Source organism: Streptomyces sp. DH41 (assembly GCF_029813785.1).
Taxonomy (GTDB): Bacteria; Actinomycetota; Actinomycetes; order Streptomycetales; family Streptomycetaceae; genus Streptomyces.
Window position 1 is genome coordinate 228,587 of sequence record NZ_JARVKY010000002.1, and the last position, 19,962, is coordinate 248,548.

The following is a 19,962-nucleotide window of genomic DNA, read 5'->3' on the forward strand; positions in this document are numbered from 1 at the left end:
TGGGGGGGGTTCCCTGGAATCTCAGCGGTTCGTCTTGGGATCGAAGGCGTCCCGCACCGAGTCACCGAGGAGGTTGAAGGCCACAATGAAGATCACCATGGCCACTCCGGGGAAGAGCATGTAGTACGGATCCTGCTCGACGATGCCGGCGCCGATGGAGAACATCCGCCCCCAGTCCGGCGTGGGCTCGACGTATCCGACGCCCACGAACGAGAGGAACGCGATGCTGAGGATGGTGCTCGGCAGGGTCAGCGTCGCCTGTACCAGCGTCGGGGTGACGATGTTGGGCAGCAGTTCCTTGCGGAGGATGCGCCAGGGCGAGGCCCCGGAGATGCGTGCCGCCTCGATGAACTCCCGGTCGCGCAGGGACATCGTGGCACCCCGGACGATCCGGGCCATGCTCATCCACCCCAGGAAGGACAGCACGATGATGATCGCGGACGCGCGCACATAGGTGGGCGTCTCCTTGTCCGGGGCGACGAACACCGTGGTGATGACGGGCATCGCGGCGACGAAGAACAGCTGGCTGGGCAGGGCCATGAAGAAGTCGGTGATCCGGCCGAGCCAGTAGTCGATCTTCCCGCCGAAGTAGCCGCCGGCCAGGCCGATCAGGACACCCAGCACCGTCATGATGATGGTCGCGGCCAGCGCGGTGGCCATCGAGTTGCGCATCCCGTACAGCAGCTGGGTGAACACGTCGCGGCCCAGGCCCGGTTCGATGCCGAACCAGAAGTCGCCGCTGATACCGCCGAACGGCGCGGCCGGCATGGTGAACATGTCCAGGAGGTCGGGGTTCTCCTGCCCGTACAGCGTGTACGGGTCCTTGCCGTACACCTTCGAGATCAGCGGCGCCGCCGCCGCGATCACGAAGAAGAACAGGACGACGAAGGCAGAGACCACACCGGCCCGGTCGCGCTTGAACCGCGCCCACATCAACTGCCCGGGCTTGAGCCCTTCCGGCTCCTTGGGCTTGGGGGCGTCACCCTGCGGCGCGCTCTCTTTGTCCAAGACGGAAGAGGCTTCAGCACCCTCAATCTCGATTGGACTCGTCATGATTCGTCCATTTCACAGGTTGGAGGTCGTCGGGACTCACGCCCGTCCGACGGCCTTCGCACGGCGTACGTCTTTCGCAGCGCGCGAGGGGAACAACGACGGAGGGGCGACATCACCCCTGGAGAACCCTGGCTCGCGGCCGATGCCCACCGGCCGACGGCACGCGTCGTCAAGGAAGTTCGCGACGCCTGGCCGCTGCCGCAACCACCGTGACGGCACTGGACGCACCCGCGGGGCCTACACCCGCCATCGGGGACGACGCGACCCATATGGCGCTTGTGGCACCTCGCATGGGTTCCTCCTCATGAATCCGCTGGTTCACCGCAAACAGGAGCACACGACACATCCCGGCCACACGTGGTGACCGGAGATTCGCCAAGTGCCCCCGCGCTCGCGAGTCCGCACCGCCAGGGCGTGACCCGTTCATCCGAGCTTTATGTGGCTAACTATCTGCCATCCTCCAGGGAACGAACCACACCCTAGAGGTCTCGGTTCGATCACAGATAGAGGCCAGATCTTCCAAAATCCGGACAAAGGGTTTGGTGAGAGATCACAGCGAAACGGACTTGTTACACATCTAACGGAGGTCACCGTCCGTATAACGGACGCCTCGGTGACGAAAAGTGATTGCGCGTAACGTGCGGGCGGTGCAGGCTGACTTGCAGCTCTGTCTGACGCTCGGCGACGCCGGCCACGGAGCCCCGGAAGTCAACCCGTCGGCGCTCCGGTTTCCGCGCAGGTTAGTGCGGTGCGGCCCGCCCGACGGCGTCTCGGCGCGAAATCGAGGGTTTACCCTACGTCGCTCGCAACCCGTGGCGGCCCATGCGAAACGGCACCGGACACCACGTCAGACGTGGTGTCCGGTGCCGTCGGGGAGCGGAATCAGCCGTGCTTGGCGCGGCTCGCGGCGCGGGCGCGCTCGCGGGCGTCCAGGTTCACCTTCCGGATGCGAACGGCCTCCGGGGTCACCTCGACGCACTCGTCGTCGCGGCAGAACTCCAGCGACTGCTCCAGCGAGAGCTTGCGCGGCGGGACGATCGCCTCGAACGAGTCGGCCGAGGACGACCGCATGTTGGTGAGCTTCTTCTCCTTGGTGATGTTCACGTCCATGTCGTCGGCGCGGGAGTTCTCGCCGACGATCATGCCCTCGTACACCTCGGTGCCCGGGTCCGTGAAGAGCACGCCGCGCTCCTGGAGGTTCGTCATCGCGAAGGCGGTGACGGCACCGGAGCGGTCGGCGACCAGCGAGCCGTTGTTACGGGTCGTGAGGGTGCCGAACCAGGGCTCGTGGCCCTCGTGGATGGAGTGGGCGATGCCGGTGCCGCGGGTCTGGGTCAGGAACTCCGTGCGGAAGCCGATCAGACCGCGGGAGGGGACCACGAACTCCATGCGGACCCAGCCGGAGCCGTGGTTGGACATGTTGTCCATCCGGCCCTTGCGCACGCCCATGAGCTGCGTGACCGCGCCCATGTGCTCCTCGGGCACGTCGATCGTCATGCGCTCGACGGGCTCGTACGTCTTGCCCTCGACGTCCTTGGTGACGACCTGCGGCTTGCCGATCGTCAGCTCGAAGCCCTCACGGCGCATCTGCTCGACCAGGATGGCCAGCGCCAGCTCACCGCGGCCCTGCACCTCCCAGGCGTCCGGACGCTCGGTGTCCAGGACGCGCAGCGAGACGTTGCCGATCAGCTCGCGGTCCAGACGGTCCTTGACCTGGCGGGCGGTGACCTTGCGGTCCTTGACGACCGCCTTGTTGTCCGCGCCCTTGCCGGTGGCGCCGCGGCCGACCAGCGGCGAGGTGTTGGTGCCGATGGTCATGGAGATCGCGGGCTCGTCCACCGTGATCAGCGGCAGCGGGACCGGGTTCTCCTGGTCGGCCAGGGTCTCGCCGATCATGATCTCCGGGATGCCGGCGACGGCGCAGATGTCACCGGGACCGGCCTTCTCGGCCGGCTTGCGGGTGAGCGCCTCGGTCATCATCAGCTCGGAGATGCGGACGTTGCTGACGGATCCGTCGCGCTTCATCCAGGCGACCGTCTGGCCCTTCTTCAGCTCGCCCTGGTGGACGCGCAGCAGGGCGATACGGCCGAGGAAGTTGTCCGCGTCCAGGTTGGTCACGTGCGCCTGGAGCGGGGCGTCCTCTTCGTAGGTCGGGGCCGGGATGTAGTCCAGGATCGTCGAGAAGAACGGCTCCAGCGTGGTGGAGTCGGACGGGACCGTGCCGTCCTCGGGCTTGGTGAGGGAGGCGACGCCGTCCCTGCCGCACGCGTAGACGATCGGGAACTCGATCTGCTCCTCGTCGGCGTCCAGGTCGAGGAAGAGGTCGTACGTCTCGTTGACGACCTCGTCGATCCGGGCGTCCGGACGGTCCGTCTTGTTGATGCACAGGATGATGGGCAGCCGCTGGCTGAGCGCCTTGCGCAGCACGAAGCGGGTCTGCGGCAGCGGGCCCTCGGAGGCGTCCACGAGCAGGACGACGCCGTCCACCATCGACAGACCGCGCTCGACCTCGCCACCGAAGTCGGCGTGGCCGGGGGTGTCGATGATGTTGATCGTGATCGGGTCGCCGCCGGCCTTGGGGTGGTACTTCACCGCGGTGTTCTTGGCCAGGATCGTGATGCCCTTCTCACGCTCCAGGTCGTTCGAGTCCATCATGCGGTCGTCGACGCCTTCGAGCTGGTGCGCGGCGAAGGCGCCGGCCTGCTTCAGCATGCCGTCGACGATGGTGGTCTTGCCGTGGTCGACGTGGGCGACGATGGCGACGTTGCGGATGTCGTGGCGCGTGGCCATATGAGGCGTACTCCCGGAGGGTGTGAGGTCGGCCCTCGCGTACGTCCTTGTCACTCGGGCCTGCCGGGCGGTACATGCCACGGCCTCACCCAATGGTACGGGGCCCCGGGGACTGGGGCTTGCCAGGTGCTGCGGGCGCGGGGATCCGAGGGCCCCGGGAAGCCCGGGAGACCCGGTCAGGACGACGGACTCGCCGACGGGCGGGAACCCTGGGCGCCCTTCTTGAGGAAGCCCATGTCCTCGTGGACCGGGGTCTCGAAACCGAAGGCGCCCGCGTTGGCCAGGTTCTTCCGGGCCGCCATGAGCTGGGGGCGCTGGTAGAGGGGGATGGAGCCGGCCGCCGCCCAGATCCGGGAGTCGGCCTTGCGGAGCAGGTCCCGGGCCTTCTCCTGGTCCAGCGTGGCCACGGCCTGGTCGAAGAGCTGGTCGACCTGGTCGGTGCCGACCCGGGTGTAGTTCTGCGCGACGTTCAGGGAACCGTCGGCGGCCGGGACGGGCTTGGCGTAGATGGGGCGGGCGTCGGTGGCGGGGAAGGCGGAGGCGGGCCAGGAGTAGAGCGCCAGGTCGTACTCGCCGGAGGCGATGTGGTCCTTGAAGTAGCTCTCGTCCGGGACCTTGGTGATCTCGGTGCCGATACCGATCTCCTCCAGCATGTCCGAGACGCGGTCGGCCACGGTCCGCAGGGCGTCGGAACCGGGACCGGAGGGGAGTACGAAGCTCAGGGTGAGCGCTTTGCCGTCCTTGGCGAGCGGGGCCACCGCGGAGCCGGCCGGAGCGGCGGTGCCCTTGGGGGCGTAGGCGCCGGGGACGCCGCCCTGGGCGGTGTTCTTGCCGCTGCTGCGCTCGTCCTCCTCCCCCTCCCCCTTCTCGTCCTCGCCGTCCTGCTCCTCGGCCTCCTTCTCGCCTTCTTCCTCGCCGTCCGTGTTCTTGTCGTCCGGGTTCTTGTCGTCCGTGTCCTTGTCGTCCTCGCCGACGATGTACGTCCCCTCGTCGCCGCCCTCGGACTTCTCGTCCTCGCCGTCCTCCGACTTCTCGGCGCCGGCCGCCTTCTCGCCGTCCTCGGACTCCTTCACCGGCCCGCCGGGCACCCACCCGGCGTCCGCCAGCAGGGCCCGGGCCTCCTTCGCGTTCTGGTCGCCGAGCGCGCCGCTGCCGTCGGCGTAGGCGGCCTGGCCGGACAGTGCGAGGTGGCTGCCCACGGGCTCGGCCGGCAGGCCCAGCGGCTTCAGCACCGCCTCCGCCAGCTTCTCGCGGTCCAGGGCGCGGGCCACCGCCCGGCGGACGCGTTCGTCGGCGAGAGGGCCGTCGGCGCCGTTCAGGGCGAGCTGGGTGTAGGCGGGCTCCAGCGACTTGCGGACCTCGAAGCCGCTCAGCGCCTTCTGCCGTCGGTCGAACTTCTCCCGGGCCTCGCGCCGCTTCTCACGGGCGAGGATCTCCTCGTCGGCGGCCTCCTCGTCGGAGCCGTTGGCGATGGCCCAGGACCGCAGTGCCCGAGCGGCGGAGGTGCCCTGCGGCCCCTGGAACGGTGAGCCGCCCGAGCCCGCGGCCGGGGTGCCCTCCGGGCCCATGAGCGGGGTGCCGGTGCCGGCGTCCCGGGGCCCGGCGGCCAGGGCGACCTGCTCGGCCGTGTCCGGGTCGATCTCGGCCAGGTCGAGCTTGCCGGCGACCAGCTCGGAGACCCGCTTGTCGCGGGGGACGGCGCGCAGCACGATCTTGTCCAGCTTGGGCGGGTCGCCCCACCAGCGCGGGTTCTGGGCGAGCACGATCTCGTCGTCCTCGGTGTCGACCTTCTCCAGGGCGAAGGGGCCGGCGGTGATCTTCAGCTTGCGGCGCGCGCCGTCGTTGAAGGCGTCCGGGGTGCCCGTGACGCTCTTCGGGTACAGCGGCGTGAACAGGGACTTCCAGTCGGCGTAGGGCCGGCTGAAGGTGACCTTGACCTCCAGGTCGCCGGCGCCGCGCTCGATCTTCTCGATGCGGTCGTAGCCGGCGTTGCGGGCGGTCCAGTAGGCGCTGTCCTTGCCGGACAGGGCGCGCCACTGGGCGGCGAAGTCGGCGGCGCCGATCTCCCGGCCGTCGCTCCAGACGGCCTGCTGGTTGAGCTTGTAGACGACGACCTGTTTGGGCTCGGTCTCGACGACCTCGGCCGATTCCAGGTAATCGGGGTCGCGCACCGGGCGGCCGGTCTCGTCCATCCGGTACATCGAGGGCAGCACGGCCTGCGCGACGCGGGTCGTGGTGGCGTCGGCGTCCGACTGGAAGGTGTTCAGCGTGTCCGGTACGGAGTCCACGGCCCAGCGCAGGGTGCCGCCGTCGGAGACCTGGGCGCGGGCCGCGGAGGCGATGTCCTGCTCGGCGAGCGGCTTGCCCGCCGGGTCCTCGGAGCTGCAGCCGGCCAGCGCGGGGACCGCGAGCACACCCGCGGTGAGGAAGGCGACCGAGCGCATGACCGCGCTCGGTCCTACACCGACGTAGGACATCTCTGCTACCTCCGGAGGGCCGCGGGCGTGGTGGTCACTTTCAGCGGCATGTGCCGTATATGCGGTATTTGGAGTTGATCATTTGTATCCGGACGGGGATGCGGCCACTGAAGAGGAAACGGTTCGGCGACGCCGGGAGACACGGCGGCGACGGTGCGTAAGCCCACCCGTGCGGCGCAACGCCACCCGCGATGCACCGACACGCCCCGGCCAATCGCCGCACATCCCTTCCCAGCGACCGGTGTGACGCGCGACACTCTCAGGCGCATGAACGTCGCCACGTCGTCACCCAGGGCCGGCTCCGCGCCGTGTCCTACGGAAGTTCCGGCGGAAGTGAGGTCACGTCATGTCCGTGCACGACGACCTGTCATCGATCCAACGCAGTCTCGACGAACTGTCCCGGTCGGTGGCCCGGCTGGAGCAGCGGCTGGGCAGCGGCGGCCTGGATGTCCGCCGGATCCGCACCGACGCCGACCATCTGCGTGAGAGCGTCGCGCTGCTGCGGGCGGTGTCGGCCGCGCCCGACGCGCCCGTCCGTCCGGACCTCGTCACGATCTCCGACGTGCCGTACGACGGCTCGCTGTGGACGGACTCGGACGACGAGGGCCTCGGCGCCCGCGACCGCCGCGCCCCCTGAACGCGACCCGCCGCACCCCCTGACCCCACCCGCCGCGCCCGCCGCGCCCTCTGCGCCCGACCCACCCCGACCCGACCGACCGGAGTCGCCCAGTGGCCACTGGTACGGAACCGCCAGCCACCGAACCCCATCCCCGAGGCGCCGGCGTCCACACCCCGACGCGCGCCGCCATCCGCGCCCGGCACCTGCGCACCGACCGCTGGTGGCTGGCACCGGCCGCCACCGCCGCCGGCCTGCTGGCCTTCGTCGTCTACTCGACCTGGCGGGCCTTCGCGAACGCGGACTACTACGCGGCCCCGTACGTCTCGCCCTTCTACTCCCCCTGTCTGGCGGAGAACTGCGAGCCGATGCGCTCCGGGCCCAACTGGGAGATCTTCGGCGGCTGGTGGGGCGTCTCCCCCGCGATCCTCATCCTGATCTTCCCGCTCGGCTTCCGCCTGACCTGCTACTACTACCGCAAGGCCTACTACCGGGGCTTCTGGGCGTCCCCGCCGGCCTGCGCGGTGGCCGAGCCGCACAAGAAGTACACCGGCGAGACCCGCTTCCCGCTCATCCTGCAGAACATCCACCGGTACTTCTTCTACGCGGCCCTCCTGGTCGCGCTCATCCTCACCTACGACACCGTGCTGGCCTTCCGCGACGAGCACTACGCCTGGGGCCACATGGGCCTCGGCACCCTGGTGTTCCTGGCCAACATCGTGCTGATCTGGGCGTACACCCTCTCCTGCCACTCCTGCCGGCACATCGTCGGCGGCAAGCTCAAGCACTTCTCCCGGCACCCCGTGCGCTACCGGATGTGGCAGTGGGTCGGCAAGCTCAACGCCCGCCACATGCAGCTGGCCTGGGCGTCGCTGGTGAGCGTCGCGCTCGCCGACTTCTACGTGTATCTCGTCGCTTCCGGTGCCTTCGACGATCCGAGGTTGTTCTGATGTCCGTGGTCGACCGGCAGGAATGGGACGTCGTCGTGGTGGGCGCGGGCGGCGCCGGGCTGCGCGCCGCCGTCGAGGCCCGCGAGCGGGGCGCCCGTACGGCCGTGATCTGCAAGTCGCTGTTCGGCAAGGCGCACACCGTGATGGCCGAGGGCGGCATCGCCGCCGCCATGGGCAACGCCAACTCCGGCGACAACTGGCAGGTCCACTTCCGCGACACCATGCGCGGCGGCAAGTTCCTCAACCAGTGGCGGATGGCCGAGCTGCACGCCCAGGAGGCCCCGCAGCGGGTGTGGGAGCTGGAGACCTGGGGCGCGCTGTTCGACCGTACGAAGGACGGCCGGATCTCGCAGCGCAACTTCGGCGGCCACGAGTACCCACGCCTCGCGCACGTCGGCGACCGTACGGGCCTGGAACTGATCCGCACCCTCCAGCAGAAGATCGTCTCGCTCCAGCAGGAGGACTTCCGGGAGACCGGGGACTACGAGTCCCGTCTGAAGGTCTTCCAGGAGTGCACGGTGACGCGTGTGCTCAAGGAGGGCGGCCAGGTATCGGGCGTCTTCGGCTACGAGCGCGAGACCGGACGGTTCTTCGTCCTGGAGGCGCCCTCGGTGGTCATCGCCACTGGCGGCATCGGCAAGTCCTTCAAGGTGACGTCGAACTCGTGGGAGTACACCGGGGACGGCCACGCGCTGGCGCTGCTGGCCGGGGCGCCGCTGCTGAACATGGAGTTCGTGCAGTTCCACCCGACCGGGATGGTCTGGCCGCCGTCGGTGAAGGGCATCCTCGTCACCGAGTCGGTGCGCGGCGACGGCGGGGTGCTCAGGAACTCCGAGGGCAAGCGGTTCATGTTCGACTACGTCCCCGACGTCTTCAAGGACAAGTACGCGGTGACGGAGGAGGAGGGCGACCGCTGGTACGACGACCCGGACCACAACCGGCGGCCCCCCGAGCTGCTCCCCCGGGACGAGGTCGCGCGCGCGATCAACGCCGAGGTGAAGGAGGGCCGGGGCTCCCCGCACGGCGGTGTCTTCCTGGACGTCTCGACGCGGATGCCCGCCGAGGTGATCCAGCGCCGGCTGCCCTCGATGTACCACCAGTTCAAGGAGCTGGCCGACGTCGACATCACGGCGGAGCCGATGGAGGTCGGGCCCACCTGTCACTACGTGATGGGCGGCATCGCCGTCGACTCCGACACGGCCGCCGCGCGCGGGGTGCCGGGGCTGTACGCGGCCGGTGAGGTGGCCGGCGGCATGCACGGCTCCAACCGGCTCGGCGGCAACTCGCTGTCCGACCTGCTGGTCTTCGGGCGCCGGGCGGGCTGGCACGCGGCCGAGTACGCGGCGGGCCGGGCGCCGGGAGCACGGCCCCGGCCGGACGACGCCCAGGTCGACGCCGCCGCCGCGGAGGCGCTGCGGCCGTTCTCCGCCGAGGCGGAGGCGCCCGAGTCGTCCGACGGACCGCCGGAGAACCCGTACACCCTCCACCAGGAGCTCCAGCAGACGATGAACGACCTGGTGGGTATCATCCGCCGCGAGCCGGAGATGAAACAGGCCCTGGAGAAGCTCGCGGAGCTGCGGGTACGGGCCCGGCGGGCCGGCGTGGAGGGGCACCGGCAGTTCAACCCGGGCTGGCACCTCGCCCTGGACCTGCGGAACATGCTGCTGGTCAGCGAGTGCGTGGCGCGGGCCGCGCTGGAACGCACCGAGTCGCGCGGCGGGCACACCCGGGAGGACCATCCGTCGATGGACCGCCGGTGGCGCCCCGCCAACCTGCTGTGCTCCCTGACCGACCCGACGGGCGGCCTCGCGGCGGCCGACCCGGAGCGCGGCCAGATCACCCTGGAGCGGACGGCCACCGAGCCCGTCCGGCCCGACCTGCTCGCCCTCTTCGAGAAGGACGAGCTGGTCAAGTACCTCGCCGAGGAGGAGCTTTCCCAATGAGCGGCTACGAGGCCCGCTTCAAGGTGTGGCGGGGCGACGTCGAGGGCGGCGGTCTGGAGGACTTCCGGGTCGAGGTGAACGAGGGCGAGGTGGTCCTCGACATCATCCACCGCCTCCAGGCCACCCAGGCACCCGACCTCGCCGTGCGCTGGAACTGCAAGGCCGGCAAGTGCGGTTCGTGCTCCGCGGAGATCAACGGGCGGCCGCGGCTGCTGTGCATGACCCGCATGTCCGTCTTCACCCCCGAGGAGACGATCACCGTCACGCCCCTGCGGGCCTTCCCGGTCGTCCGCGACCTGGTGACGGACGTCGGCTTCAACTACACCAAGGCCCGCGAGGTCCCGGCCTTCGTCCCGCCCGCCGACCTCGGGCCGGGCGAGTACCGGATGACGCAGGAGGACGTGGACCGCTCGCAGGAGTTCCGCAAGTGCATCGAGTGCTTCCTGTGCCAGGACACCTGCCATGTCGTCCGTGACCACGAGGAGAACAAGCCGGCCTTCGCGGGCCCGCGCTTCCTCATGCGCGTCGCCGAACTGGACATGCACCCGCTGGACGCGGCCGCCGACACCGGCCTGGACCGGGGGCGCGCGGCCCAGGACGAGCACGGTCTCGGCTACTGCAACATCACCAAGTGCTGCACGGAGGTCTGCCCGGAAGGGATCAAGATCACGGACAACGCGCTGATCCCCCTGAAGGAACGGGCTGTGGACCGCAAGTACGACCCGCTGGTGTGGCTGGGGTCGAAGATCAGGCGCCGGTCGTCCTAGCGGACCCAGCCCTCCCGGTACTCCTTCCAGTTCGTCTCCGTGGCCGCGAAGTCGATGTACGGGGCGACGCCGAAGAGTTCGCGGTCGGCGTCGGTCCGGGAGAGGCCGAGGCGGACGCCGCGGACGGCGGCGGCGACGGTCTCGGCGTGGCCCCAGTGGTCGAAGTTGCTCTCGTGGTAGAAGGGCAGGCCCATCAGCAGGTGGGTGGTGGGCGGGGTGACCTCCAGGGCGAGGGAGGTCTGCTGGGCCACGTAGCCGCCGTAGGTGCCCTCCAGCGGCTGCGCGGTGTCGTACGTCATCACGGCGATCTGGTCGACGCGGCGGGCGACCTGGCCGAAGAACTCCTGCGACCACCACTTGGGGTTCTCGGTGAAGACGCCGAAGACGGAGTGGAGGGCCGGGAGCGGGTCGATCTGGTGGGCGGCCACGGACAGCCGCGCGTCCTGGGCGCGGGTCGTCTCGCGCAGGTCGTCGAGGAGCGAGAGGTAGTTCCGGTCGCCGGAGCGCATGGGCTCCAGGTCGAGGTGGACGCCGTCGTAGCCGACGTCCAGGACCTGACCGGCGCTGCGGACGACGGCGGCGCGGGTGGCGGCCCGCTCCAGGCGCATGCCGTCGGCGCTCTCGGTGGCGAGGACATCGCCGAGGAAGGCCTGGACGCGGACGCCGGGCAGCTCACGGTGCACGGCGTCGATCAGCCAGCGGGCCCTGGGGTACAGGGACTCGGGCAGGGTGCCGTCGTGCTCCATCGGTCCGGTGTGGACGTACAGGTCGCGGATGCCGGTGGTCTTGACGCGGCGGGCGAAGGCGGCGAGGTCGGCGTCGTCCTTGCGGCCGTCGACCCAGGCGTGGCCGAGCCACATCGCGTCGCGGTTCCTGGTGTAGGTGCCGTCGGCGGGGTCGCCCATGTAGTTGACGCGCAGGGCGGTCTCGGCGGTGAGGAGGGGGAGGAGCAGGACGATGAGAACGGCGAGCACGGTGCGGCGGACGCGACGGACCCGTCTCTTCTTTCTCGTACGGGCGTCCTCGGCTTCGGTGGCCGCCGGGCCGGTGACCGCCGGATCAGCGTCGGTGGCCGCCGGGCCGGTGGTGCTCGGGTCCGTGCTCGGCTCCGTGCTCGGCTCCGTGTGGTCCACGGCGTTCCCCTCCCTGTGGCCCGTCCCCGGTCGCGGGGGCCGGTCCACGCGCATACGCTCCGAACGTGTTGCCAGCGTGGACGACTCGAACCGGTGTTCCGGTTGCGGTCGGGAGTGCGGCGCCGTGATCTCCGCCGACCTGCTGCCGCCCCTGGTCACGGCCGGGGCGGCCCTGCTTCTGGCCGGATACGGTCGTCTGCGCCGCACCCGGCGCGCCCGGACCCGTACGACCCCGGGCCGCCCCGGAACCGGGAGGTGACACCGGGGTCGCACACCGGAAGCGTCAGAACAGGCTCAGCAACGCCTCCGCCGGGTCCGCCAGCTGGGTGTCGGCGCCCGGCAGGGGCAGTTCGAACCAGACCGTCTTGCCGCGTGGCGTACGGCGTGAGCCCCAGGCCGCGCTGAGCAGGCCGACCAGTTGCAGGCCCCGGCCGCCCTCGTCGGTGTCGCGGGCGCGGCGCCTGCGGGGCTGGACCAGGCCGGAGTCCCAGACCTCGCAGACCAGGGTGCGGTCGAGGAGGAGGCGGAGTCTGATCTCGCCCTCGCCGTACCTCAGGGCGTTGGTGACCAGTTCGCTGACGAGCAGCTCCGTGGTGTCGACCAGCGGTTCCAGGTCCCAGTCGAGCAGCTGGGCGCGGGCCAGCTCGCGGGCCCGGCCGACGCTGCGCGGCTCGCGCGGCAGCGTCCAGTCGCCGACGGACTCGCTGGGCAGGCCCTGGACGCGGGCCATCAGCAGGGCGATGTCGTCCTCGGCGTGGTGGCTGTCGAGGGTGTTGAGGACCTGGTCGCAGACGTCCTCGAGGGGACGGGTGGAGTCCGTGAGCGCGCCCACGAAGGACTGGAGGCCCTCGTCGAGGGGGTGGTCACGGCTTTCGACCAGTCCGTCCGTGTAGAGGGCGAGCAGGGCGCCTTCGGGCAGTTCGACCTCGACCTCCTCGAAGGGCTCCCCGCCGACGCCGAGCGGCAGGCCCGGCGGCACGTCCAGCATCAGCGCGGACTCGCCGGGCTCGACCAGGACGGGGGGCAGGTGGCCCGCGTTGGCGAAGGTGCAGCGCCTGGTCACCGCGTCGTAGACGGCGTAGACGCAGGTCGCCAGGTAGACCTCGGAGAGGTCCGCCTCGCGGGGGCGGCGGGCGGCCCGGGTCGCCTGCTGGACGCTTCCGGGAGCGCCGAGGCCGCGGGCGATCTCGTCCAGCTGGGCGAGCACCTCGGCCGGTTCGAGGTCGAGTCCGGCCAGGGTGCGGACGGCCGTGCGGAGCTCGCCCATCGCGACGGCGGCGCGCAGGCCGCGGCCCATGACGTCGCCGACGACCAAGGCGGTCCGGTGACCGGGCAGTTCGATGACGTCGAACCAGTCGCCGCCGACCTCGCTGGGCCGGCCGGTTGCCGCGTTGCCGGGCAGGTAGCGGCAGGCGATGTCGAGGCCGGAGGCCTCGGGGTCGCCGGGTGGGAGCAGGGAGCGCTGCAGTATCAGCGCGCGTTCGTGCTCGCGCCGGTAGAGGCGGGCGTTGTCGATGCAGACGGCGGCGCGCGCGGCCAGTTCCACGGCGAGGTCCCGGTCGCGGTCGCCGAACGGTTCGCTGCCCTTGGTGCGGGCGAACTGCGCGAGTCCGACGACCGTGTCGTGGGCGACCATCGGCACGGCGAGCGTGGACTGCACGAGGCCGCCGTCCTCGGCGGGGACGGTGCGCGGGCGGGCGGTGCGCAGGGCGTCGGCGCAGGGCGAGTTGAACGGGTAGTGGTGGACGGCGCCGAGCCGGACCCGCTCGCCGGTGCCGTGGAACGGCACGTCGGAGACGGCGCTGGAGAAGGCTACGCGGCGCAGTTCCGCGCTGCCGTCGGCGAGTCCGGGCGGGGTCTCGTCGCCGACCAGCAAGCCCTGGTAGAGGTCGACGGTGGCCAGGTCGCAGAAGCCGGGGACGACGACGTCGAGGAGTTCGCGGGCGGTGGTCTCCAGGTCGAGGGAGTTGCCGATGCGGGCGCCCGCCTCGTTGAGGAGGGCGAGGTTGCGCCGGGCGGAGGCGGCCTCGCGGGCGGCCTCGCGGCGGGCGGTGATGTCGGTGCCGAGCCAGGAGATGCCGATGGGCCGGCCGGAACCGCTGTGCACGCGGTAGAGGTTGACGGACCAGTGGCGGCGTCCGTCGGAGTGCGGCGCGAAGCCCGTGACGTGCATGTCGGTGATGGAGTCGCCGGTCTCCAGCACCCGGCGCAGGGTCGCGGAGACCCGGTCGGCCTCGGCGCGCGGCAGGTAGTCGTGGACGCCCTTGCCCCGGTGGTCGTCGGGCGTGCCGCCGAAGACCGAGGCGAACCGCTCGTTGGCGCGGCGCACCCTGAGGTCGGGGTCGATCAGCAGGAAGCCGAACGGAGACTGGCCGAATATGGCCTGTGAGGCGGCGAGGTCGGTCTCGATGCTGCGCAGGACGCGGACGTCGACGACGATGCAGACGGCGGCCTTCTCCCCGTCCTCCGTGCGGGTCGGCATGACGTAGACCTCGGCGAGTCCGCGCTGTCCGCGCCGGCTCCGCTCGCCGTCGGCGTCGTCGTCCGGCACCCGGAAGGGGACCACGCCGGTCCACTCCCGTCCGTCCAGGATCTCGGCCATCTTGCGCTGGCCCCGTTCCCGCAGGTCGGGGTCGATGAAGGCCTCGATGGGGTCGGTGCCCACGGCGTCCTCGGCCCGGATGCCGAGCAGTTGCTCCGCGCGCAGGCTCCACTGGTCGACGAGCCCGTCGGGGCCGATGGAGAAGGACGCGACCTTGATGTAGTCGTAGATGGAGCCGGGCGGGCTGCTCTGCCAGACCGCGTCAGCGAACGGCGCGCCGTCCGACGCACCGCCCGACGGGCCCTCGGGCTCCGAGGCCCTCGCTGGTATCTCGCTCACGCGAACCGTCCCCTCCAGCTCACCGCGTCCGGCACCGGTCACCGGGGGCGGCTGCCCGCAGTATCCAGCACTACGGCGCCGCACGACACGGTGTTCACGATCACAGCACGGTCCCGATGCTTTTCGGTCCGGACCGTGACAACACTTCCAGTCTTCTAACCAGCGGACACGGCATCGAATCACGTAGTTCCACAACTGCCACTGGCCTGAACCAGTTGATCGACATGAGCGGTGTAGATATCAGGACATTTCATGACGCCTGAGCGGTGTACCACCGGCCACCCGGTCATCCCGGCACCGCGAGTTCGAACCACACCGTCTTGCCCACCTCTCCGGGCCGGGTCCCCCAACGGCTCGCGGAGGAGGCCACCAGCTGGAGGCCCCTGCCGTCCTCGTCACCGGGGCGGGCGACGCGCTCGCGGGGCGGATCCCGGAGGGGGTCGGAGACCTCCACGAGCAGGACGCCGCCAGGCCCGGCGGGGCGGCGTGCCAGGCGGACGCCGATAGGGCCGGTGGCGTGCCGCAGGGCATTGGTCACCAGCTCGCTGACCAGCAGGGCGGCGATGTCTCCGACACTGTCGAGCTCCCACTCGCGCAGCGTGCGGCGGACGAGGGAGCGGGCGGTCCCCACGGCGTCCGGCACCGCGGGGAAGACCCACTCGGCACAGCCGCCTTCGCCGTCGATCACGCCGATCACTTCCCGGGCCTGCGACCCCCACCCACGTCTGATTTGGTGGGGTTAACAGCGACATACCCGATATTGGTGTCCGGGTACCGCTCGGAGGGCGCACTGTGGCACCGACGGCGTACGGGGCGCTCGCCCCGGTTCGCTCATGCGCCCGGCGCGTCAGTCGTCTCCAGTCCCAGGTGTGCGAGCACCCTCTCGACGGCCGGCACATCCTGGTCGAGCCAGGGCACGTCCCAGATCTCGGCGGGGGCGAGCCAGCGCAGGGTGTCGTGGTCCTCGAGAGGCTCGGGGGCGGCGGAGCCGGGGAGCAGTCGCGCCGTCCACACATGCAGGACGAACGGGGTTCTCAGCGGCCACTGTCCCGGGACCCGCTCACCGGGCTCGGCCGTCACGCCCAGTTCCTCGCGCAGTTCACGTACGAGCGCCGCCTCGGGCGCCTCACCCGCCTCGACCTTGCCGCCGGGCAGCTCCCACCGTCCGGCCAGCTCGGCCGGTGCGCTGCGGCGCGCCGCGAGCAGACGTCCGCCGTCGACCAGGGCGGCACCCACCACGATCCGTTCCTTCATGCGCCGGAGCCTACGGCCCGCACGGGGCGGTGGGCGGCACCGGCCGACGGGGCCTGTCGGGGCGGTCAGTCCGCCGGGCCCGTTCCGTTCGGGCCGAGTTTCTCGACCCAGTAGAGCTGCTTGTGGCCGCGACCGTCGAGGTTGTCCGCGATCCGCTGGGCCTCGGCCCGGGTCGCGTATCTGCCCACGCGGTAGCGATTGCCGTTGTCGTCCTGCCGGAAGACCAGCCAGGGAAGAGTGACCATGCCGTCGTTCATCGCGCCCCTCCGCTTCCCGTCCACGGCCCGCGCCGCACCCCGCCCGCCAAGGAAACCCCGATCCGCATATGCCCGACCCTACGCCTAACCTTCACGCAGCGAATACGGCTTTGCACAAAGAGGTACGCAACCAGCCAGAACGCAGGGGGCGCACGATACGGAACGCGCCGTCCCCGCGCGCCGACACCACCGGTCGGAGGCATGCCGGGGACCATGGTGGGCGACCTGCGGGAACGGCTCGATCACGGCGCCGTGCGAGGGACGGCACGGCGAACGGACACCCGTGCGGGCGCGGGAAAAGGGCGCGGGGGGGCGCACGGGAGGCGTGCGCCATCTCACACCACAGGGGGCCGCCTGAACTGCCCCGGCGGCGCCGCTACTTGACGGGCAGGTGGTACGCCACCCGGTACCGGTCGGCCGGAACGACCACGTCGGCCGTCTCGACCGCCCGGCCCGAGGCGTAGAAGGTGCGCTGGATGTCCAGAACCACGTGCCCCGGGACTCCGCCCAGGGCGAGCAGCTCATCGGCGAGGCCGGGGCGGGCACCGACCTCCTCGGTGACGTTGTCGACGACGACGTCGATGGCGGCCATGCGATCGACGACGCCCATGCCGCCGAGCGGACCCTCCTCGGGCAGCATCACCGGCGTGCGGCCGGTGAGGTCCAGCGGCTCCCAGGAGGTGGAGAGCATCATGGCCTCGCCGCCCTCCCGGAAGACGTACCGCGTGCACATCACCCGGTCCCCGGGTTTGATCCCGAGCCGCTCGGCGACGGAGCGACTCGCCTCGGCCTGCTCGCTGCGCGACTCCCACGTGCCGCGCGCCTCGCCGTCGGCCTGCTCCTGCCGGAAGGGGGTGGCGCCGCCGGACGGCCGGAAGCCGGAGCGGGCGATCCGCCGGGGCACGGGCCGCTCGCGCACGTACGTCCCGGAACCGGAGCGGCCCTCGACCAGCCCCTCGGCCATCAGCACCTTGCGTGCCTCCAGGGCGACGGTGTCCGAGACGCCGTACTCCTCGCGGATCCGCGCCTGGGACGGGAGGCGGGTGTGGGGCGGCAGCAGGCCGTCGGTGATCTTCTTACGGAGATCACCCGCGACACGCAGATACGCCGGCTGCTCACCGAATGTCACTGGCCGCTCCCATCAGGTTGTACAGACAGCAACAGCGTGGCAACCGTAGGTTGTGCCAGGCAAGCAAAGGCCAGAGAATCACTCGATGTGATGACCCGGGTTTCCGGAAGGCTTTACGCAGGCACTTTCTCCCCGCTGCGGCCGCCGTCACACCTCCTTGCCGGGTGTCTCTCCCGCACCGCCGCCGTCCTCCCCGTAGACGGGCGGCGTCGCGGGCAGGCCCAGAGCCTCGCGCGCGGTGACCGTCCTCTCGGAGTCCATGAGCCCGTAGCCCTTGTCCAGGTGCGTGTAGTAGAGGTCGGCTTCGGTGGCCACCTCCGCCGCGGCCCACGCCTTCCGCGCCTCGTCCAGGTTGCCGATCAGCTCGGTGACCGGCTGTTCGGCGCCGGCGGGCCAGGAGTGCTCGCGCAGCATCCCGGTCTGCTCGGTGAGCGCGCGCGCCACGCGGCCCGCCCACGCCTTGTGGACGGTCGGATCGTCCTCGTAGTACTCGGACGAGGGCACCGAATCCAACGCCGTGTTCAGGACACCGTCCGCCTTCAGGTACGCGAGCTGGTGGGCGTCCAGCGTCGTCTCGTCGTTGCGCAGGGAGCCGGTCAGCTTGCCCCGCTCGTCCGTGTTCCCGAACAGGCAGGTGACCTCCCGGTCGCCCGTGCGCCAGCTCTGCGAGGTCGGTGTCAGGTAGTACACGTCGACGTCGGCGGGCAGGGCCCAGGTGTCCATGGCGTAGTCGTCGTGGAGCGCGTAGCAGCGGTCGTCGGCGATCCGGGTGATCATGTCGTCACCGGGGAAGGCTCCGCCCGGCAGCTCGAAGGAGGCGAACACCTCGCCGTCGTGCTCCTCCTCGCAGGGCACCTCGTCGACGTCGTACGTCACTCCCTCCAGGGAACCGCTGGGGGTGGTGAAGCACTGGCCCTTCTCGAGCGAGTAGGCGGTGCCCTCACCGCGCGCGGCGTCCCGGAAGCCGTCCCAGAAGTCGGCGGCGGCGCCCGTGGAGAGCGACACCACCCACAGGGCCAACCCCACGGAGGACAGCACGGAACCGGCCACCGCGAACCCCTTGCCCCGCTCGCCCCTCCTCCTGATCCGGGCCAGCGCGATCAGCCCCAGCACGAGCCCGACCGCCGGCACGCAGCAGAAGACACCGAGCACGAACGCGGCGATGGCGACACCGTTGACGGGCGGCTTGCGGGGGTGGGCCCCGTAGGGCGGGCCGGGTTGCCCCCAGCCGCCCGGAGGGACCGGATAGGTCTGATAGGCCGGATAGGGCTGCTGCCCGGGATACGGTCCCTGCGGGTACTGCCCCTGCGGGTACTGGCCCTGGGAGTAGGGCTCTTGGGGTCCGGACGGCGGCGGTATGGACACGTGTACCGTGCTCCTGTTTCGGACGGTGACGCGAAGGCGCCGCGGGGCTGGGGGTTCGGGGCCGGGCCCGACGGGCGGCCCGCCGCCGATCACAAAGCGCATGGTAAGCGCGCGGCGGACGGGGGCGGTATGCGGGTTTCGAAGGCGACGATCCGCGCGGTGAACGGTCTCACCGCGCGCTGGGCGGACACCACGAGCGGCGGCACGGTGTTCTCCGCGGTGGGCGTGTGGCCCCTGCTCGCCCTGCTCGCGGACGGCGCGGCGGGCGCGGCCCGGGCGGAACTGGCCCAGGCGGTGGGCATCCCGGCCGACCGGGCGGGCGGCGCGGCCCGCGAACTGCTCGCCGGACTCGGCTCGGTGCGCGGCCTGGAGGCGGCCCTGGGCCTGTGGACCCGGCGCACCCTCGAACTGCGCGAGCGGTGGGAGGCGGGGCTGCCCGCCGGCGCGCACGGGGTGCTCACGGGCGACGCGGCGGCCGACCGGGAGGCGCTGGACGCCTGGGCGGCGAAGCGCACGGGCGGGCTGATCGGGCGGATGCCGGCGGCGGTCACACCGGACACCGAGATGGTGCTGGTGAGCGCGCTGGCGCTGCGGACCCGGTGGCTGCGGCCCTTCGAGGAGGGGTACCTCGCGCCGGAGAGCGGACCGTGGCGAGGGCGTGAGCTGCGGGGCCTGTGGCGGGAGAGCGCGGTGCTGGACCGGATCGGCGTGGCGGACACGCCCGACGGCCATGTCACCGAGCTGAAGGTACTGGGCGACACCGCCGTCGACGTCCATCTGCTGCTCGGCGAGGAGGGCATGGCGCCGGGTCGGGTGCTGGGGGCGGGGATCGGCGTACTCGCGCGCACGCACCCGGTCGTACCGGGCCCCCGGCTGCCGTACGGAGACGCGGGCCCCGGCCTGAGCGTCGTACGGGAACACACGACGACGCCCGAGCCGCCGGCGCTCGACGTCACGGCACCGGCGTACGGCCTGACGGCCGACCACGACCTGCTGGACCGCGTGGAGTTGTTCGGGCTGACGGCGGCCGTGCGGGCCGTTCCCGGTCACTTCCCCGGCGTCAGCCCGTATCCCCTGTGTGTCGAGGCGGCCCGGCAGTCCGCGCTGGCCCGGTTCGACGCCCGGGGCTTCGAGGCCGCCGCGGTGACGGCGATGGGCGCGATGGGCGCCGGGATGCCGAGGGCGCGCTGGCTGCGCACCACCGTGCGGGCCGTCTTCGACCGCCCCTTCGGCTTCCTCGCCGTGCACCGGCACTCGCGCCTCGTCCTCGCGGCGGGCTGGGTCACCGACCCGGAGCCGCACCGCGAGGACGAGGAGGTCTATCTACCGGAGAGCGGTCACTGACTC

At 71.2% G+C, this 19,962-nt stretch carries 16 protein-coding genes; 6 read left to right on the forward strand and 10 right to left on the reverse strand.

Translation table 11 applies throughout. The features are described from left to right. Window positions 1–21: 21 nt before the first annotated feature. The 3 genes from QC283_RS04205 to QC283_RS04215 all read right to left on the reverse strand — a co-directional run bounded on the left by QC283_RS04205 (window position 22) and on the right by QC283_RS04215 (window position 6,320). Complete coding sequence (locus QC283_RS04205; RefSeq protein WP_279559957.1) at window positions 22–1,053, reverse strand: ABC transporter permease; 1,032 nt, start codon at window positions 1,051–1,053, stop codon at window positions 22–24. Between the two features lie 882 nt (window positions 1,054–1,935). Continuing rightward, entirely contained in the window at window positions 1,936–3,843 is a 1,908-nt protein-coding gene (typA, locus tag QC283_RS04210; RefSeq protein ID WP_279559958.1) for a translational GTPase TypA, read from the reverse strand. A 176-nt stretch (window positions 3,844–4,019) separates the two neighbouring features. Continuing rightward, window positions 4,020–6,320: an ABC transporter family substrate-binding protein gene (locus tag QC283_RS04215; protein ID WP_279559959.1), complete on the reverse strand. Its 2,301-nt coding sequence runs from the start codon at window positions 6,318–6,320 to the stop codon at window positions 4,020–4,022. Window positions 6,321–6,666: 346 nt separating this feature from the next. Between QC283_RS04215 and QC283_RS04220 the strand changes: the two genes are divergently transcribed. The 4 genes from QC283_RS04220 (at window position 6,667) to QC283_RS04235 (ending at window position 10,596) form a co-directional block, all read left to right on the forward strand. Further along, window positions 6,667–6,957 carry a hypothetical protein gene (locus QC283_RS04220; RefSeq protein WP_279559960.1) on the forward strand — a complete coding sequence of 97 codons (291 nt, stop codon included), beginning with the start codon at window positions 6,667–6,669 and terminating at the stop codon, window positions 6,955–6,957. Window positions 6,958–7,049: 92 nt separating this feature from the next. Beyond that, window positions 7,050–7,886 carry a hypothetical protein gene (locus QC283_RS04225; RefSeq protein WP_279559961.1) on the forward strand — a complete coding sequence of 279 codons (837 nt, stop codon included), beginning with the start codon at window positions 7,050–7,052 and terminating at the stop codon, window positions 7,884–7,886. After that, on the forward strand, window positions 7,886–9,829 hold the full coding sequence (locus QC283_RS04230) for a fumarate reductase/succinate dehydrogenase flavoprotein subunit (RefSeq protein ID WP_279559962.1): 1,944 nt from the start codon (window positions 7,886–7,888) through the stop codon (window positions 9,827–9,829). The genes QC283_RS04225 and QC283_RS04230 overlap by 1 nt, the downstream gene beginning before the upstream one ends. Continuing rightward, entirely contained in the window at window positions 9,826–10,596 is a 771-nt protein-coding gene (locus tag QC283_RS04235) for a succinate dehydrogenase/fumarate reductase iron-sulfur subunit (RefSeq protein WP_279559963.1), read from the forward strand. The genes QC283_RS04230 and QC283_RS04235 overlap by 4 nt, the downstream gene beginning before the upstream one ends. On the opposite strand, the gene QC283_RS04240 is transcribed toward QC283_RS04235, so the two are convergent. Next, window positions 10,593–11,729, reverse strand: coding sequence for a glycosyl hydrolase family 18 protein (locus QC283_RS04240; protein ID WP_279559964.1), 1,137 nt, complete (start codon window positions 11,727–11,729; stop codon window positions 10,593–10,595). The two genes, QC283_RS04235 and QC283_RS04240, sit on opposite strands and share 4 nt — an antisense overlap. Window positions 11,730–11,853: 124 nt before the next feature. On the opposite strand from QC283_RS04240, the gene QC283_RS04245 reads away from it, so the two are divergent. Continuing rightward, a complete protein-coding gene (locus tag QC283_RS04245) occupies window positions 11,854–11,988 on the forward strand; it encodes a hypothetical protein (RefSeq protein ID WP_279559965.1) in 135 nt (44 codons plus the stop codon). 24 nt (window positions 11,989–12,012) lie between these two features. Here QC283_RS04245 and QC283_RS04250 read toward each other — a convergent pair whose 3' ends face one another. The 6 genes from QC283_RS04250 to QC283_RS04275 form a co-directional block, all read right to left on the reverse strand. Next, window positions 12,013–14,610, reverse strand: coding sequence for a SpoIIE family protein phosphatase (locus QC283_RS04250; protein ID WP_279559966.1), 2,598 nt, complete (start codon window positions 14,608–14,610; stop codon window positions 12,013–12,015). A gap of 286 nt (window positions 14,611–14,896) precedes the next feature. Then, window positions 14,897–15,307, reverse strand: a complete 411-nt coding sequence (locus QC283_RS04255) for an ATP-binding protein (RefSeq protein ID WP_279559967.1) — start codon at window positions 15,305–15,307, stop codon at window positions 14,897–14,899. A 134-nt stretch (window positions 15,308–15,441) separates the two neighbouring features. Next, window positions 15,442–15,864, reverse strand: a complete 423-nt coding sequence (locus QC283_RS04260; protein ID WP_279559968.1) for a (deoxy)nucleoside triphosphate pyrophosphohydrolase — start codon at window positions 15,862–15,864, stop codon at window positions 15,442–15,444. Window positions 15,865–15,929: 65 nt separating this feature from the next. After that, window positions 15,930–16,121, reverse strand: a complete 192-nt coding sequence (locus tag QC283_RS04265) for an SPOR domain-containing protein (protein ID WP_279559969.1) — start codon at window positions 16,119–16,121, stop codon at window positions 15,930–15,932. Between the two features lie 376 nt (window positions 16,122–16,497). Further along, window positions 16,498–17,250, reverse strand: a complete 753-nt coding sequence (locus QC283_RS04270) for a GntR family transcriptional regulator (protein ID WP_279559970.1) — start codon at window positions 17,248–17,250, stop codon at window positions 16,498–16,500. A 147-nt stretch (window positions 17,251–17,397) separates the two neighbouring features. Further along, on the reverse strand, window positions 17,398–18,615 hold the full coding sequence (locus tag QC283_RS04275) for a DUF4190 domain-containing protein (RefSeq protein ID WP_279559971.1): 1,218 nt from the start codon (window positions 18,613–18,615) through the stop codon (window positions 17,398–17,400). A 129-nt stretch (window positions 18,616–18,744) separates the two neighbouring features. Between QC283_RS04275 and QC283_RS04280 the strand changes: the two genes are divergently transcribed. Next, the gene (locus QC283_RS04280) at window positions 18,745–19,959 is read left to right on the forward strand and encodes a serpin family protein (RefSeq protein ID WP_279559972.1); all 1,215 of its coding nucleotides are present in this window, start codon (window positions 18,745–18,747) and stop codon (window positions 19,957–19,959) included. Window positions 19,960–19,962: the final 3 nt, after the last annotated feature.

What these genes read in the sequence shown, in the direction of transcription:
- QC283_RS04205 (WP_279559957.1), bottom strand. Translation starts at nt 1,053, where the DNA reads ATGACGAGTCCAATCGAGATTGAGGGTGCTGAAGCCTCTTCCGTCTTG.
- typA (WP_279559958.1), bottom strand. Translation starts at nt 3,843, where the DNA reads ATGGCCACGCGCCACGACATCCGCAACGTCGCCATCGTCGCCCACGTC.
- QC283_RS04215 (WP_279559959.1), bottom strand. Translation starts at nt 6,320, where the DNA reads ATGTCCTACGTCGGTGTAGGACCGAGCGCGGTCATGCGCTCGGTCGCC.
- QC283_RS04220 (WP_279559960.1), top strand. Translation starts at nt 6,667, where the DNA reads ATGTCCGTGCACGACGACCTGTCATCGATCCAACGCAGTCTCGACGAA.
- QC283_RS04230 (WP_279559962.1), top strand. Translation starts at nt 7,886, where the DNA reads ATGTCCGTGGTCGACCGGCAGGAATGGGACGTCGTCGTGGTGGGCGCG.
- QC283_RS04235 (WP_279559963.1), top strand. Translation starts at nt 9,826, where the DNA reads ATGAGCGGCTACGAGGCCCGCTTCAAGGTGTGGCGGGGCGACGTCGAG.
- QC283_RS04260 (WP_279559968.1), bottom strand. Translation starts at nt 15,864, where the DNA reads ATGAAGGAACGGATCGTGGTGGGTGCCGCCCTGGTCGACGGCGGACGT.
- QC283_RS04265 (WP_279559969.1), bottom strand. Translation starts at nt 16,121, where the DNA reads ATGAACGACGGCATGGTCACTCTTCCCTGGCTGGTCTTCCGGCAGGAC.
- QC283_RS04280 (WP_279559972.1), top strand. Translation starts at nt 18,745, where the DNA reads ATGCGGGTTTCGAAGGCGACGATCCGCGCGGTGAACGGTCTCACCGCG.